At 73.7% G+C, this 15649-nt stretch carries 13 protein-coding genes; 8 read left to right on the top strand and 5 right to left on the bottom strand.

What is annotated here, in order from left to right; all coding sequences use genetic code 11:
* Positions 1–6 precede the first annotated feature (6 nt).
* From pabB to QF034_RS25315, 5 genes are read left to right on the top strand one after another with little or no spacing between them, the layout of a single operon-like run.
* A complete protein-coding gene (gene pabB, locus QF034_RS25335; protein WP_307177091.1) occupies positions 7–2865 on the top strand; it encodes an aminodeoxychorismate synthase component I in 2859 nt (952 codons plus the stop codon).
* On the top strand, positions 2862–4385 hold the full coding sequence (locus QF034_RS25330) for an AMP-binding protein (protein ID WP_307177090.1): 1524 nt from the start codon (positions 2862–2864) through the stop codon (positions 4383–4385). The genes pabB and QF034_RS25330 overlap by 4 nt, the downstream gene beginning before the upstream one ends.
* Before the next feature lie 23 nt (positions 4386–4408).
* Positions 4409–5968, top strand: coding sequence for a class I adenylate-forming enzyme family protein (locus QF034_RS25325; RefSeq protein WP_307177089.1), 1560 nt, complete (start codon positions 4409–4411; stop codon positions 5966–5968).
* On the top strand, positions 5965–7143 hold the full coding sequence (locus QF034_RS25320; RefSeq protein WP_307177088.1) for an FAD-dependent monooxygenase: 1179 nt from the start codon (positions 5965–5967) through the stop codon (positions 7141–7143). The genes QF034_RS25325 and QF034_RS25320 overlap by 4 nt, the downstream gene beginning before the upstream one ends.
* An 11-nt stretch (positions 7144–7154) precedes the next feature.
* Positions 7155–7955, top strand: coding sequence for an aminotransferase class IV (locus QF034_RS25315; RefSeq protein ID WP_307177086.1), 801 nt, complete (start codon positions 7155–7157; stop codon positions 7953–7955).
* A gap of 72 nt (positions 7956–8027) precedes the next feature.
* On the opposite strand, the gene QF034_RS25310 is transcribed toward QF034_RS25315, so the two are convergent.
* Both QF034_RS25310 and pdxR read right to left on the bottom strand, forming a co-directional pair.
* Positions 8028–8495, bottom strand: coding sequence for a carboxymuconolactone decarboxylase family protein (locus QF034_RS25310; RefSeq protein WP_307177085.1), 468 nt, complete (start codon positions 8493–8495; stop codon positions 8028–8030).
* A 47-nt stretch (positions 8496–8542) separates the two neighbouring features.
* A complete protein-coding gene (gene pdxR / locus QF034_RS25305) occupies positions 8543–9931 on the bottom strand; it encodes a MocR-like pyridoxine biosynthesis transcription factor PdxR (RefSeq protein ID WP_307177084.1) in 1389 nt (462 codons plus the stop codon).
* A gap of 47 nt (positions 9932–9978) precedes the next feature.
* On the opposite strand from pdxR, the gene QF034_RS25300 reads away from it, so the two are divergent.
* Genes QF034_RS25300 through QF034_RS25290 form a run of 3 tightly spaced genes read left to right on the top strand, consistent with a single transcriptional unit; the run spans position 9979 to position 11659 of the window.
* Entirely contained in the window at positions 9979–10500 is a 522-nt protein-coding gene (locus tag QF034_RS25300) for a carboxymuconolactone decarboxylase family protein (protein ID WP_307177083.1), read from the top strand.
* Positions 10497–10943, top strand: coding sequence for a carboxymuconolactone decarboxylase family protein (locus tag QF034_RS25295; protein ID WP_307177082.1), 447 nt, complete (start codon positions 10497–10499; stop codon positions 10941–10943). Before QF034_RS25300 ends, QF034_RS25295 begins: the two co-directional genes overlap by 4 nt.
* A complete protein-coding gene (locus QF034_RS25290; RefSeq protein ID WP_307177081.1) occupies positions 10940–11659 on the top strand; it encodes an isocitrate lyase/PEP mutase family protein in 720 nt (239 codons plus the stop codon). The genes QF034_RS25295 and QF034_RS25290 overlap by 4 nt, the downstream gene beginning before the upstream one ends.
* A 6-nt stretch (positions 11660–11665) precedes the next feature.
* Here the strand turns inward: QF034_RS25290 and QF034_RS25285 are convergent, their stop codons facing one another.
* From QF034_RS25285 to QF034_RS25275, 3 genes are read right to left on the bottom strand one after another with little or no spacing between them, the layout of a single operon-like run.
* Positions 11666–12622 (bottom strand): ABC transporter substrate-binding protein, encoded by a 957-nt coding sequence (locus QF034_RS25285; protein WP_307177080.1) that lies wholly within the window; start codon positions 12620–12622, stop codon positions 11666–11668.
* Position 12623: 1 nt separating this feature from the next.
* Positions 12624–14573 carry an ABC transporter permease gene (locus QF034_RS25280; RefSeq protein WP_307177079.1) on the bottom strand — a complete coding sequence of 650 codons (1950 nt, stop codon included), beginning with the start codon at positions 14571–14573 and terminating at the stop codon, positions 12624–12626.
* Positions 14573–15643: a quaternary amine ABC transporter ATP-binding protein gene (locus tag QF034_RS25275; RefSeq protein ID WP_307177078.1), complete on the bottom strand. Its 1071-nt coding sequence runs from the start codon at positions 15641–15643 to the stop codon at positions 14573–14575. The genes QF034_RS25280 and QF034_RS25275 overlap by 1 nt, the downstream gene beginning before the upstream one ends.
* Positions 15644–15649 lie beyond the last annotated feature (6 nt).

Raw genomic sequence — 15649 nt, 5'->3', positions numbered from 1 at the left:
GGGCGGGTGAAGACCCTGCTCATCGACAATTACGACTCGTACACGTACAACCTGTTCCAGCTGATCGCCGAGGTCAACGGCGAGGAGCCGGTGGTCGTCCGCAACGACGCCGCCGTCGACGGGGTGCCGGATCTCCGGGAGTTCGACAACCTGGTGGTGTCCCCGGGGCCCGGACACCCGGCGGACGCGCGTGACTTCGGCATCACGGCCAGGCTGGTCGCGACCTCCCCGGTTCCGGTGCTCGGCGTGTGTCTCGGCCATCAGGGGATCGCGCTCGGGGAGCGGGGGGTGGTGGGGCCCGCGCCGGTGCCGCGGCACGGGCATCTCTCCACGATCCGGCATGACGAGCGTGACCTGTTCCAGGGCCTGCCGCAGAACTTCACCGCCGTCCGCTACCACTCGCTGTCCGTGCGCGAACCGCTGCCGGAGACGCTGGAGGCCACGGCCTGGGCGGAGGACGGCGTCCTGATGGGCCTGCGGCACCGCACCCGGCCGCTGTGGGGCGTGCAGTTCCACCCGGAGTCCGTCCTCACGGAGTTCGGCCATCGCATGCTCGTGAACTTCCGCAACCTCACCGCGAAGCGGGCCGGCAAGCTGCGCACGAAGAACACGGCGGTGCCGTCCTGGTCACCGGAGGCGGTCCGACGCCGGGTGGCGGTACCGGAGTGCGAGGCGGGGGTGTCTTTGCCACCGACAGCGGCCCGTCGGCCTGCGGCTGCGGCTGCGGCCCGGGCGGCGGTGATCCCGGGGGCCGGGGTGGCTGTGGCTGCGTCTGCCGACGGGGGCGGGTGGTCGGGCGGAGGTGTGCCTTCCGCTGGGGAAGGGTGGTCGGGCGGGGGTGTGCCGTCCGGAGGGGCCGTGTCGTCCGCGGGGGCCCGTGCGTCCGCCGACGCTGTGCCCTCCGGCGGGGCCGGGATGGCCGACGCGGCCGGAACAGCCGACGGGGCAGCGCCGTCCGCCGGGACCGCGTCTGCCTCCCAAGCCGGTCCATGCACCCCACCACGTCGATCCGGCGCGGCCGATCCGTCCGCCGACACCAGTTCATCCGCCCACGCTGTGCCCTCCGGCGGGGCCGGGATGGCCGACGCGGCCGGAACAGCCGACGGGGCAGCGCCGTCCGCCGGGACCGCGTCTGCCTCCGAAGCCCGTCCGTCCGCCGGGTCCGGCCGGTTCTCCGCGGCCGGTTCGTACGCAGAGGCTGGGTCCTCCGGTGGGGCCGGCCCGTCCGGTGGGATGGGTCGTGAGGGTGGGCGGTACGCAGGGCGTCAGGCGCGTGGCGAGGGCGGGGCGGTCAGGGACTCCGTCCCCTCCGACGCCGCTCTCGCCCCTCCCGCCGCCACCATCCCCCGGCCCCGTCGCCCCCACCGCGTCGGGTATCGGCTGCACAGTCGGCGGATCGTCGGGGCCGTGGATGTCGAGGCGGCCTTCGGGCGGATGTACGCGGGAGCCTCGCGGGCGTTCTGGCTGGACAGTTCGCTCGTGGAGCCGGGGCGTTCGCGGTTCTCGTTCTTCGGGGACGGCAGCGGGCCGCTCGCCGAGTTCGTGCGGTACGACGTCGACAGCGGGCGCTGTGCGATAGAGCGGGCCGGCCGGCCGGTGAGGAAGGTCGCGGCCAGTGTCTTCGACTATCTCAAGCGGCAGTTGAGCAACCGCCGTGTGGACGCGACCGGGCTGCCGTTCGACTTCACCGGAGGGTACGTCGGCTACTTCGGCTACGAGGTGAAGGCGGACTGCGGGTCGCCCAACCGGCACCGCTCCCCCGTCCCGGACGCCGCCTGGCTGTTCGCCGACCGGGTGATCGCGGTGGACCACCAGGAGGGCTTCACGTACGCCGTCTGCCTCGCGGAGGACACCCCGCAGGCCGCTCGGGAGGCCGCCGACTGGCTGGAGAGCGCCCTGGCCGACCTCACCTGCGTGGCGACGGAGCGGCCGCCCCTGCCCGTGCCGCCGGCCCCGGCGGACCCCGGCGCCGCCGAGCCGTGGCTGGTGCGCGACCGGGCGACATACCTCGCGGACATCGAGGCGTGCAAGCGGGAGTTGCGCGCGGGCACCAGTTACGAGGTCTGCCTGACCAACGCCGCCCGGTTGCCCGCACCGCCCGACGCGCTGGAGTTCTACCGGACGCTGCGCCGCGACAACCCGGCCCCGTACGCGGCGTTCCTGAGGTTCGGGGAACTGGAGGTGGCCGGGTCCTCGCCCGAGCGGTTCCTGCGGATCGGGCGGGACGGCACCGCCGAGGCCAGGCCCGTCAAGGGGACCGCGCCCAGGGGCGACGGGCCGGAGGAGGACGCCCGGCTGCGGGACGCGCTGGCGTCGGACGCCAAGACCAGGGCCGAGAACCTGATGATCGTCGATCTGCTCCGCAACGATCTGGGACGGGTCTGCCGGACGGGCTCGGTGCGGGTCTCCAAGCTCATGGCCACGGAGACGTACGCCACCGTGCACCAGCTCGTCTCGACCGTGCGGGGCAGGCTCCGGGCGGACACGGACGCGGTGGACTGTGTCCGGGCCTGTTTCCCCGGCGGCTCGATGACCGGCGCGCCGAAGCTGCGCACGCTGGAGATCATCGACTCGCTGGAGTCCGAGGCCCGGGGCGTGTACTCGGGCGCCCTCGGTTACTTCGGGTGCGGCGGCGGCGCGGATCTCAGCATCGTCATCCGTACCGCCGTGTTCGCCGACGGCCAGATGCATCTCGGCGCGGGCGGGGCGATCGTCCTCGGCTCCGATCCGGACGCGGAGTACGAGGAGATGCTGCTGAAGACCGCGGCCCCGATGCGGGCCCTGCACCAGCACACGGCCGACCGGGTCCGGCGGCAGGCCCCGCCGGGTGACCGGGCCGGGGCGGACGGGGAGGCCCGGCGATGACCAGTCCGCAGGTCGCGCCGCATCCCTTCGAGGCCGAGGCGCCCGGGAACCTCGCGGCCCAGCTCGCGGATCTCGCCGAGCGGCGTGGGTGGGGCGGGCGGACCGCCTTCCACCAGGGGCACCGGGCCTGGACCCACGGCGAGGTGCACGGCCTCGCGGCCCGGGCCGCCACCGTGCTCGCCGGACACGGGGTACGCCCCGGGGACCGGGTGCTGCTGGCGCTGCCCGACTCCCTCGCCTGGGTGACGGCCTTCCTCGCCACCGCCCGTCTCGGCGCCGTCGCGGTCCTGGTCAACCCCGAACTCCCCGCGGCCGACCACACGTTCCTGGGGAAGGACACCGGGGCCGTGCTCTGTGTGACGGGGCCGGGCCTGGAGGAGCGGTTCCCCGGACGGGCCCGTCTGGGCGCCGACCAGCTCATGGCGCTCGCCCCCGCCGCCGAGCCCGCGCCCGCCCACCAGGCCGACGCGCACACCCCGCTCTACGTCCAGTACACCTCCGGCACCACGGGCCGCCCCAAGGGCGTCGTGCACACGCACGGCGACCCACGGACGTACCACGACCTCGTCGGCCGGCGGGTGCTGCGGATCACCGCGGAGGACGTCACCCTGTCGGTGTCGAAGCTGTTCTTCGCCTACGGCTTCGGCAACGCCTTCGTCTTCCCGCTGTTCTCCGGCTCGTCCGCGGTGCTGGTGGACCGGCGCCCCACCCCGGCGACCATCGACGAACTCGTCGCCCGCCACCGGGTGACGCTGCTGTACTCCGTGCCGTCCGCGTACGCCGCGCTGGTGGCCGGGCGGGGCCACGGGCACGAGGGCTGCTTCGCCTCGGTGCGGGCCGCGGTGTCGGCCGGCGAGGGGCTGCCGGAGGAGCTCGCCCAGCAGGTGACCGCGCTGCTCGGCGCGCCCGTGCTGGAGCAGATCGGCTCCACGGAGGCCGGTCACGCGTTCTGCGCCAACGGCTTCGCCCACAACCACCCGGGCACCGTCGGCCGCCCCGTGCCCGGCTTCGAGGTGGAGCTGCGGGACCGGGACGGCCACCCGGTGCCGGACGGCGAGGCGGGCGAGATGTGGGTGCGCGGGCCGACGGTGACGCCCGGCTATCTGAACCGGCCCGAGGAGACCGCCAGGACCCTGGTCGGCGGCTGGCTGGCCACCCGCGACCGGGCGTGCCGCGAACCGGACGGCTCCTTCCGGCATCTGGGCCGGGCCGACGACATGGAGATGGTCGGCGGCATCACCGTCGCGCCGCTGGAGGTGGAGGCCGTGCTGCGCCGCCATCCGGCGGTGCGGGAGGTGGTGGTCGCGGCCGTGCCCGACGGGCAGGGCGCGAGCCGGCTGCGGGCCTTCGTGGTCCCCGCCGAGCCGGTGCGGGACGGCCTGGCGGACGAACTCATCGGCCTGGCGCGGGAGAGCCTCGCCGCGTTCAAGGTCCCCCGCAGCGTCAGCTTCGTCCCGTCGCTGCCGCGCACCCCGACCGGGAAGCTGCGCCGCCATCTGGTGCGACGGGGCGCCTGGTGAGCCCCGCAGAGAGGAACGACCGCATGCGAGCATCCCTGTTCACCGACCGCGGCTTCTATCTGGGACCGGTGTTCCGGCGTGCGGCCGACCGGCACGGGGCCGTCTTCGTCACCCTGGACCGGCCGCTGGACGTCGCCCCGGCCCTCGGGGTCGACCTGAGCTACACCGTGCTGGCCGACCTGGTCGAGGACCTGTCCGGCCGGCTGTGGGAGGCCGGGGTGCGGCCGTCGGAGCAGGTCGTCGTACACAAGGCGGACAACGTCGACATCATGCTGCTGACCTGCGCGGTCTCCCGTATCGGAGCCGTGCCGGTGCTGCTGTCGCCCGCGCTGGCTCCCGGGGTCGCCGGGCAGCTCCTTCAGCGGCTGCGCCGGCCCTGGCTGATCACCGACGGCGCCACGCTGGACGGTCTGCGGGAGCTCGCCCTGTCCGGGCTGGTGCGGCGGACGCTCTGCGTGGACGACGCGGCCGGGGCGGAGCCCCTGGCGAAGTACGCCGGCGCCGAGCCTCCCCCGCCGGTCCGGCTGCACCCCCGCGAACCCGCGCTGATCACCCACAGCTCGGGCACGACCGGCGTCCCCAAACTGGCCGTGCACTGCGCGCACACCATGTGGAACCGGCTGGTGCCGCAGCAGGCGATGGGCTGGCCCGCGCGGGGCGAGCCGGCGGCGCTGCACATGTCGTTCGTGCACTCGCGGTTCTACCATCTGCTCGGCGTCCTGCTGCACTTCGGCAGCCCGCTGGTGCTGATCACCGACCCGGATCCGGCCGCGGTGGGCCCGCTGCTGGTCCGGCACCGGCCCGGCATCGTGGAGACGCACCCCAACACGTTCGTGCTGTGGGAGGAGCTGGCCGACGCGCCCGGTGCCCCGCTGTCCCGGGTGCGGGCGTACGGCTCCACGTTCGACGCGATCCATCCGCGTACCGTCCGGCGGCTGCTGGGCGCCTCGCGGCGCCGGACGCCCTGGCTGGTCCAGCTGTACGGGCAGAGCGAGACGGGCCCGGTGGCGTTCCAGGTGGTGACGCGGCGCAGCGCGGCCCGCGCGGACGGGCGCCGGGTCGGGTTCGGGATACCCGGCTTCACCCGGGTCCGGGTCACCGGCGCCGGGGGCGGGCGGGTCCCGCCCGGCACCCCGGGCCGGATCGAGGCCCGTACCCGGGGCCGGATCCTCACCTACCTCGGCATGCCGGAGCGCTACGACCGTCAGCTCACCGACGGCTGGTGGGAGATGGGCGACATGGGCTACCGGAGCCGTCTGGGCGCGCTGTACCTGATCGACCGCGAGGTGGACCAGATCGACGCCGTGCACAGCAATCTGGAGGTGGAGGACGCGCTGATGTCCCGGCTGGAGGAGCTGCGCGAGGTCGTCATCGTGCCGGGTGCGGACCGGGAGCCGGTGCCGGTGGTGTGCGTGCGCGGCGAGCGGCCCCTGGACCCGGAGCGCTGGCGGCGGGCGACGGCAGGGCTGCCGGCGATGGCCGAGCCGCGGCAGTGGCGGTTCGAGGACCTGCCGATGACCGCGACGTGGAAGGTGAAGCGTGTGGAGATCGCCCGGATGCTCAGGGAAGGGGTCCGGGCATGACCCCGGTCCTGGTCGTGGGCGCCGGTCCCGTGGGCCTGTCGGCGGCGCTGGCGCTGCGGGCGCACGGGCTGCCGGCCGTCCTGCTGGAGGCGGAGCCGGAGGACCGTGAACGGCCGGGCAGCCGGGCCCTGTTCGTGCACCGCGAGACCCTCGGCCTGCTGGACTCGATGCGGCCCGGCCTCGCCACCGAGATCACGTCGTACGGGCGGACCTGGCACACCAGGCGGACCCTCTACCGGGGACGTGAGGTCTACGCCCGCACGTTCCCGCCGCCGTCCGGTCCGCCGCCGTTCACCAGTCTGCGCCAGACGGACACCGAGCGGTTCCTGCGGGCGGCCTGTGCGCAGGCCGGGGTGGAGTTCGTGTGGGGCACGCGCGTGACGGGCGTGCGCACCACGGGGACGGAGGTCCGGCTGACGGGTGAGGACGGCCGGGTGTGGTCCGGCGCGTTCGCGATCGCCGCCGACGGGGCCCGCTCCACGGTCCGGCGGGAGCTGGGCATCGCCCTGGAGGGCACGCACGGCGAGGGCTTCCACGTCGTCGTGGACGTCGCCGACGTGCCGGGCGCGGAGCTGCCGCTGGAGCGGGTCTTCCACTACGAGCATCCCGGGGTGGGCGGGCGCAGTGTGATGCGGGTGCCGTTCACCGGGGGCTTCCAGGTCGACCTCCAGTGCCGGGACGACGACCGGCCGGAGGAGTACGGCACCGAGGAGGCCGTACGGCGCTGGCTGCCCTCGGTCGTCGGGGACGGCTACGGCGAGCGGATCCTGTGGGTGTCGACGTACCGCTTCCTGCGCAAGGTGGCGGCCTCGTTCACCGATCCGCACCGGCGGGTGCTGCTGGCCGGCGAGGCGGCGCATCTCTTCCCCCCGTTCGGGGCACGCGGCATGAACAGCGGGATCGCGGACGCGACGGCCGCCGCCGAGGCGATCGCCGCGGGGACCGGTGAGGCGGTCGCCTCCTTCGCCGAGGTGCGGCGGGCGGCGGCCCTGTTCAACAGTGCCGCCGCCGGTGCCGCTCTGGACCATCTGCGGCCGCGCCGCCGGATCGTCCGGGCCGGGCAGCGGGCGGCGGCGGCCCTGTCGCCGGTGCTGCCCTGGTGCGGGTCGTGGCTGGAGCACGCGCCGTACGGGCCCCGGCACGGGGCGCCCGCCGTGGCGGGACGCAAGTACTGAGGAGGCAGTCGGTGACAAGAACGGCGGTGGCGGAAGGCCTGTGGACGTGGGCGCCCGGCCGTGGCCTGGCCCCGGCCGCGGACCAGGCGCCAGGGGGGCGGCTGCTCGTCGCGGACTCGTGGCTGGTGCGCGAGGGCCGGGTGCGGGCCTATGACCGGCACCGGGAGCGGTTCGCGCGGGCCTGCGGCGACTGCGGCGGGCCGGATCCGCGTCGGCTCGGGGCGTTCTGGCAGGACATGACCGCCGTGCTGCCGCGCACGGGTGCGTGGTTCCCGAGGGTGGAACTGGCGGCGGGCTCCCTGGAGTTGCGGCTGCTGGTCCGGCCCGCTCCGCCGCTCGGCACGGGGGTGCTCCTGTGGGCGGCGGGCCAGTCCGATCCGCGGACCGTGCCCCGCCGCAAGGGCCCGGACCTGGACACCCTGGCCCGGGTGCGGCGCCGGGCGGCCGGCGAGGGCGCGGAGGAGGCGGTGCTGATCGCGCCCTCGGGCACGGTGCTGGAGTCGGCCACGGCCGGCGTGCTGTGGTGGGAGGACGACACCCTGTGCCTGCCCCCGCCGCGGCTGCCCCTCCTGCCTGGCGTGACGTCCGGGCTGGTCCAGGAGCGGGCGCTGCGCTCCGGGATCCGGATCGCGCACCGGGAGCGGACCGTGGCCGAGCTGGACGGCCGTGAGGTGTGGCTGGTGAACGCGCTGCACGGGATCCGGCCCGTGACGGGCTGGGTCGGGCGGCCGATGCGGGTGCCTCCGGCTCAGCGGGCCGGGGAATGGCGGAATTGGCTGGACGGTCTCATGGAGCCGCTGCCGGCCGGCTGAATCGAGGAAACAGCCAGGAAATGGCGACGCCGGGTCGAATTCGACCCGGCGCATTCTTCGGCCTGCCGCTTTTCAGTTTTTCGGCACCATGCGCGTCGCTATCGCGATCCGGTTGTACGCGTTGATGACGGTGGCCGACCAGATGAGCGCCGCGATCTGGCTGTCGTCGAAGACGCCGGCCGCCTCGGCGTACACCGCGTCCGGGACGCGACCGTCGTGGACGAGCGTCACCGCCTCGGTCAACGCCAGTGCCGCACGCTCGCGTTCGGTGAAGAACGGCGTCTCCCGCCAGGCGTTCAGGGCGTAGATGCGCCGCTCGGTCTCGCCCTGGCCGCGGGCGTCCCTGGTGTGCATGTCGATGCAGAAGGCGCAGCCGTTGATCTGCGAGGCGCGGATCCTGACCAGTTCCAGCAGTTCCGGTTCGAGTGTGGCGTCCTGGGCCGCGGAAACGGCTGCGGCGTGCAGGGAGCCCATTGCTGCGGAGACGTCGGGTGTTATTTTTTTCAGGGCCACGCGGGGCAGGGAAGTGCTTTCGCTCATGGGGCGACCATATCCGTTGAGCGGCATTCCGGAGGGAATTCGCGCGATTATCCGGGCAGTACCGCGCACAACGCGTCCAGCGCCCCCGACCACGCGTGGTCCGGCGGTGTCCCGTAGCCCACGACGAGGGCGTCCACCGGCTCGGCCCGCGCGGCGGGGTGGGTGTAGCGGGCGAGTCCGTGGAGCGCGAGTCCCCGCCAGTGCGCCGCCTGGACCACCGACTGCTCGGTGCCGGGCGGCAGCCGCAGCAGGACGTGCAGCCCGGCCGCGATGCCGGTGACCCGGGCCTCGGGTGCCCGGGCCGCGACGGCGGCGACCAGGGCGTCGCGGCGGCGCCGGTAGCGCAGGCGGGTCGCGCGGACATGGCGGTCATAGGCCCCTGCGTCGAGGAACTCGGCCAGGGTCAGCTGGTCCAGCACCCCGCAGGTGTCGATCCAGCCCTTGGCCGCGGCGGTCTCCTGCACGAGGCTCGGCGGCAGCACCATCCAGGCCAGCCGCAGCCCGGGTGCCAGGGACTTGCTCGCGGTGCCGAGGTAGACCACCCGGTCGGGGTCCAGGCCCTGGAGCGCGCCCACGGGCTGACGGTCGTAGCGGAACTCGCCGTCGTAGTCATCCTCCAGCACCAGCCCGCCGGTGCGGCGCGCCCAGTCCACGACGGCCGCGCGGCGGTCGCGGTGCAGGGGGACGCCCATGGGGAACTGGTGGGCGGGGGTGAGGAGGACCGCGTCGGCTGCGGACAGCTCGCCGGTGTCGGTGCCCAGCCGGTCGAAGGGCAGCGGGACCGTGTGCAGACCGGACCCGGCCAGGAGTTTCCAGTGCGCGTCGAGCCCGTACGACTCGACGGCGACCGTCCGTGCCCCGCGCGCCCGCAGGGCGGTGCCGAGCAGCTTCAGGCCGTGCCCGAACCCGGCGCACACCACGATCCGTTCGGGGTCGGCGCGTACGCCCCGGGCCCGGGAGAGGTAGCCGGCGAGCGCGGCGCGCAACTCGGGACGGCCACGGGGGTCGCCGTAGTCCAGCACGTCGTAGGGGGCGGCGGTGAGGGCGCGGCGGGCCGCCTTGAGCCACTCCGCGCGCGGGAAGGACGAGAGGTCGGGGCTGCCGGGGCGCAGGTCGTACGCGGGGCGGGTGTGTTCGCGGGGGTGGGGCGCCGTGCCGGCCGGCGGCACCACCGTCCGCTCCGCGACCCGGGTCCCCGAGCCCTGCCGGGCGGTGAGCCAGCCCTCGGCGACCAGGTCGGCGTAGGCGTCGGCGACCGTGTTGCGGGCGATGCCCAGGTCGGCGGCGAGCGCGCGGGAGGAGGGCAGCCGGGTGCCGGGGGCCAGCCGGCCGGAGCGCACCGCCTCGCGCAGGGCGTCGGTCAGCCCCCGGCGCAGGCCCGGGCCGGTCGGCTCCAGGTGCAGGTCGATGCCGAGAGTGGCCCATTGATCCGCCATGGAAATGGACCATACCCCTGGGCTGCTTTCCTCCTAGGGTCGAGGGCATGACGACGACGCACAGCGATGACACGACCGACACGACGACCGTGGAGTACGCCGCCGAGCAGCCCGCCCGCCTGGACTGGGCCAAGCACGCGCCCGAGGTCTACAAGGCGATGGTCCGACTGGAGATCGCCGCCCGGCAGGGCCTCGACCACAAGCTGTACGAGCTGGTGAAGATCCGCGCCTCCCAGATCAACCACTGCGCCTTCTGCATCGACATGCACACCAAGGACACCCTCGCGGCGGGCGAGAGCGTCGAGCGGATCCTCCAGCTCAGCGCCTGGGACGAGTCGCGGCACTTCTACACCGCGAAGGAGCTCGCGGCCCTGGAGCTGACGGAGGCCGTGACGGTCCTGACGGACGGTTTCGTGCCGGACGAGGTGTATGAGAAAGCCGCGAAGCACTTCGAGGAGGCCGAGCTGGCGCAGCTCATCGCCGCGATCACGACGATCAACGCATGGAACCGGTTCGGGGTGACCTGCCGGATGACGCCGGGGCACTACCAGCCGGGGCAGTACAAGTGACGGCCCGGACGCGGCTGTTGGACCCCGCGGTCGCCCGGGCCCTGTCCGCGCTCAGCAAGGCCGCCAAGCAGGGCCTCGGCGACCCGGCCCTGGCCGAACTCGTGGTGATCCGCGCCTCGCAGCTCAACCACTGCGCGTTCTGCCTCGACATGCACCTCGCGCTCGCCCGCGAGCACGGCGTGAGCGAGAAGCAGCTCGATCTGCTGGCGGCCTGGGAGGAGGCCGAGGACGTCTTCGACGAGCGGGAGCGGGCCGCGCTCGCGCTGACGGAGGCGGTGACCGTGCTGACGGACGGTTTTGTGCCGGACGAGGTGTACGAGCGGGCCGCGAAGCACTTCGACGAGGCCGGGCTCGCCCATCTGATCGGCCTGGTCGTCGCCATCAACAACTGGAACCGGGTGATGGTCAGCCGCCGGATTCCGCCCGGAGGTTACACGCCATGAGCAAGGCCGAGATGTTCCGCGCCCTGCACCACAACCGAGCGCCCGGCGATCCCCTGGTGCTGCCCGGGCCATGGGACGCGGCCAGCGCCCGGGTGTTCGCCGAGGCCGGGTTCCCGGCGCTCGCCACGCCCAGTGCCGGGGTCGCCGCCTCCCTCGGCTACGAGGACGGGCAGGTCCCCGCCGACGAGATGTTCGCGGCCGTCGGCCGGATCGTCCGGGCCGTCGACGTGCCGGTGTCGGCGGACGTGGAGGGCGGGTACGGGCTCGCGCCGAAGGAGCTCGTGGAGCGGCTGCTGGAGGCCGGGGCGGTGGGCTGCAACCTGGAGGACTCCGAGGACGGGGTGCTCAAGGATCCGCGGGCGCACGCCGACTGGCTGGCGGAGGTGCGGGAGGCGGCCGGCGGCCGGCTCTTCGTCAACGCCCGCGTGGACACCTTCGCCCGCGGGGTCGCCGATCCCGAACAGGCCATCGAGCGGGCCGCGTCGTACGTGGCCGCGGGCGCAGACTGCGTCTACCCGATCGAGGCGCCGCCGGAGGTGCTGCCGCTGCTGCGGGCCGGCATCCAGGGGCCGATCAACATCGTTGCCGTGCCGGGCGAGGGCCCCTCGCCCGCCGAACTCGGCGCGCGAGGGGCCACCCGGATCACCTTCGGGCCGGGGCTCCAGCGGCGGGCCGCCCGCGCGCTGCGGGAGATCGCCGCCGGGCTGCGGCCGTAGGGACGGTCAGGACAGCCACTTCTTCCACGTGGACTTGTGGCTGTCCACCCACTTCTTCGCCGCGTCCTCCGGCGTCATCTTCTTGTCGGCGATCATCAGGGAGACCTCGTTCTGGTCCTCGGTCGTCCACTTGAACTTCTTCAGGAAGGCCGCCGCCTTGCCGCCGTTCTTCGCGAAGCCCGAGTTCAGGTACTTCTGCAGCGGTGTGTGCGGATAGGCGCAGGCGACCTTCTCCGGATCGGCGTCGCAGCCCTCCTTGTACGGCGGCAGCTTCACCTCGGTCATCGGGACCTTCTTGAAGAGCCACTGCGGCGCGTACCAGTAGGTGAGGAAGGGCTTCTTCTCCTTGGCGAACTGCCGCATCTGCGTGATCTGCGCGGCCTCGGACCCCGCGAACACCACCTGGTAGTCCAGCTTCAGGTTCTTCACCAGCGCCTTGTCGTTGGTGACGTAGGACGGCGAACCGTCCATCAGCTGGCCCTTGTCGCCGCTCTCCGGGGTGCGGAACAGGTGCGAGTACTTGTTGAGGTTCTTCCAGTCGGTGATGTCCGGGTGCTGCTTGGCGAGGTACGTCGGGACGAACCAGCCGATGTGGCCGGTGACGCCGAGTTCACCGCCGGCGGTGATCGTCTTCTTGTCCTTGACGTACCGCTGCTCCTGCTCGGGGTGGCCCCAGTCCTCCAGGATCGCGTCGACGCGGCCCTGGCTCAGGGCGTCCCAGGCGGGCACCTCGTCGACCTGGACGGTGTCGACGCGGTAGCCCAGCTCGTGCTCCAGGATGTACTGGGCGACGGCCACGTTGGCCTGGGCGCCCACCCAGGACTGCACGGACATGGTCACGGTCTTGGCGCCCTGCGCGTTGGCGAAGGGCGAGGCCTGCTTGGTCATGTCGGCGGCACCGCAGCCGGTGAGCAGCGCCAGGGAGCTCACCGCCGCGACCGCGGCGGAGGTACGGAATCGCATGTCACGCTCCCTTCTTGACGCGGCGTTCGGTGGGCTGGGTCACCCGGTCGAGCATCAGGCCGAGGCAGACGATCGCCGCGCCGGCCACCAGACCGGTCGCCAGATCGCCCTGGGCGAGGCCGAAGACGACGTCGTAGCCGAGCGCGCCACCGCCGACCAGGCCGCCGATGACGACGACGGCGAGGACCAGGACGAGGCCCTGGTTGACGGCGAGCAGCAGGGCCGGGCGGGCCAGCGGGAGCTGGACCTGCCGCAGTTGCTGCCAGCTGGTCGCGCCGAGCGAGCCGGAGGCCTCCAGCGCGGCCGGGTCGACCTGGCGCAGGCCCTGCGTGGTGATGCGGACGACGGCCGGGAGCGCGTACACGATCGCGGCCGCGACGGCCGGGGCGCGGCCGACGCCGAACAGGGCGACGACCGGGATCAGGTACACGAACTGCGGCATCGTCTGGAAGACGTCCAGGACCGGGCGCAGCAGCCGCTCCAGACGGTCGCTGCGGGCCGCCGCGATGCCGGTGGCGAAGCCGATGACGAGGGTGACGACGACGGCCGCGAGGACCTGCGACAGGGTGTCCAGGGACGGCTTCCAGACGCCGAGCGCGCCGATCGCGGCCATGGCGAGGACGGCGGTCAGCGCGGTGCGCCAGGTGCCGATCACCCAGGCCAGCGCGGCGACGATCAGCAGGACCGACCACCAGGGCAGCCCCTGCAGGCCGTCGCGCATCGGGTCGAGGACCCAGGTGGTGAAGTGGCCGGCCCAGTCGGCGGTGCCGCCGATCACAGGGACACCCGAGTAGAGGTGCGCGGTCATCCAGTCGACCACGCGGTTGACGGGCTCGGCGATGCCGACGACCCAGGAGTCGGGCCAGTCGAGCCGGCCCGCGAGACGTCCGGCGACCGCCACGGCGACGACACCGACCAGGGCGAGGAGCCAGCCGAGCCCGCGCCGGGGCTCGGGTTCGGCGCCGAGCCGCTCCCCCGCCGCGCCCGTGACGCGGTCCAGGACCACGGCCAGCAGCACGATCGGGATACCGGCGGCGAGCGCGGCTCCCACGTCGACCGAGGCCAGCGCCTGGTAGACGCGGTCACCGAGACCGCCCGCACCGATGACGGCCGCGATGACGGCCATGGACAGCGCCATCATGATCGTCTGGTTCACGCCGAGGAGGAGTTCCTTGCGGGCCAGCGGGAGACGGGCGGTCAGCAGCCGCTGGCGTGCGGTGGAACCGAGTGACTGGACCGCCTCCAGCACCTCCTTGTCGGCGCCGCGCAGCCCGAGCGAGGTGAGTCGGGCCATGGGCGGGGCGGCGTAGATGACGGTGGCCAGGACGGCCGCCGGGACGCCGATGCCGAAGATCAGCACGACCGGCAGCAGGTAGGCGAAGGCCGGGAGTACCTGCATGGTGTCCAGGACGGGGCGCAGGACGCGGTCCATCCGGTCGGACAGCCCGGCGGCGAGCCCGAGCAGCAGGCCCACCACGACCGACGCGACGACCGCGACGACCATCAGGGCGAGCGTCTGCATGGTCGGCACCCACATGCCGAGCAGGCCGCAGGCCAGGAACGCGGTGCCCGTGCCGAGGGCGAGCCGCACGCCCGCGACGCGCCAGGCGACCAGCGCGCCCAGGGCCGTGACGCCCGCCCAGCCGATGGCGAGGAGGGTGAGGTAGACGGCCCGTACGGCGATGACGACGACGTTGCTGACGTGGCCGAGGAAGTACAGGAACAGCGGGTGGCTGTCGCGGTTGTCGATGATCCAGTCGCTGGCCTTGGCGAGCGGCTCGGAGAAGTCGACGGTCAGGGCGCTCGGCCAGGTGCCGCTCGCCCAGCGGGCGTTCGCCAGCGGGACGAGGATCGCCGCCGCCAGGGCCAGGAAGAGAAGCTTGCGGACAGCGGGGCGCTTGAGGATGCCGGGCAGGCCGACACGGGGCGGGGATGCGGTGATGGTCGCCATCACACCGCCTCCTTGGGCTGTTCGGTCCCCGGCGGGGCGGGCTGCTCCGTGCCGGCGACGACGCCGAGCAGGGTGTCGGAGTCGACCACGCCCACGCAGCGGCCCTTGTCCATGACACGGGCCGGTGCGCCGGCGCGGGCGACCGCCTCGATGGCCTCGGAGACCGTCGCCTCGGGCCGGACCGCCGGTCCGCTGCCGTCCTGGTCCGCCGCCGGGCGGCGCATGGCCGTACGGACGGTCATGACCTGCTCGCGCGGGACGTCCCGGACGAACTCGCGGACGTAGTCGTCGGCGGGCGAGCCGACGATCTCCTCGGGCGTACCGAGCTGGACGACCTGGCCGTCGCGCATGAGAGCGATGCGGTCGCCCAGCTTGAGGGCCTCCTGGAGGTCGTGGGTGATGAAGACCATCGTGCGGCCCTCCTCGTGGTGCAGCCGGACCACCTCTTCCTGCATCTCACGCCGGATGAGGGGGTCGAGCGCGCTGAACGGCTCGTCGAACAGCAGCACTTCGGGGTCGACGGCGAGCGCGCGGGCGAGACCGACGCGCTGCCGCTGGCCGCCGGAGAGCTGGCCGGGGCGGCGGTGCTCCATGCCTTCCAGGCCGACCTTGGCGACGACCTCGGCGGCCCGCTCACGCCGCTCGGCCTTGCCCATGCCCTGGATCTCCAGGCCGTAGGCGACGTTGTCGATGACCGTGCGGTGCGGCAGCAGGCCGAAGTGCTGGAAGACCATGGCGGCGCGGTGGCGGCGCAGTTCGCGCAGCCGGGAGCGGTCCATGGCGCGGACGTCCTCGCCGTCGATGGCGATGGTGCCGGCCGTCGGCTCGATCAGCCGGGTCAGACAGCGCACCAGCGTGGACTTGCCGGAGCCGGACAGGCCCATGACGACGAAGACCTCGCCCTTGCGCACGTCGAAGCCGACGTCCCGGACGGCGGCCGTGCAGCCGGTGCGGGCGCGCAGCTCGGCGGGGTCGAGGGCGGTGAGCTCGGGGTCGCCCGGAACGCGGTCGGCCTTGGGGCCGAACACCTTCCACAGGCCCTCCACCGAGAAGACGGGGGTCGTGTCCATGGTCTG

It is taken from the genome of Streptomyces africanus, from assembly GCF_030816955.1.
Lineage (GTDB): Bacteria > Actinomycetota > Actinomycetes > Streptomycetales > Streptomycetaceae > Streptomyces > Streptomyces africanus.
This window is presented reverse-complemented; position numbering and strand designations above follow the sequence as displayed.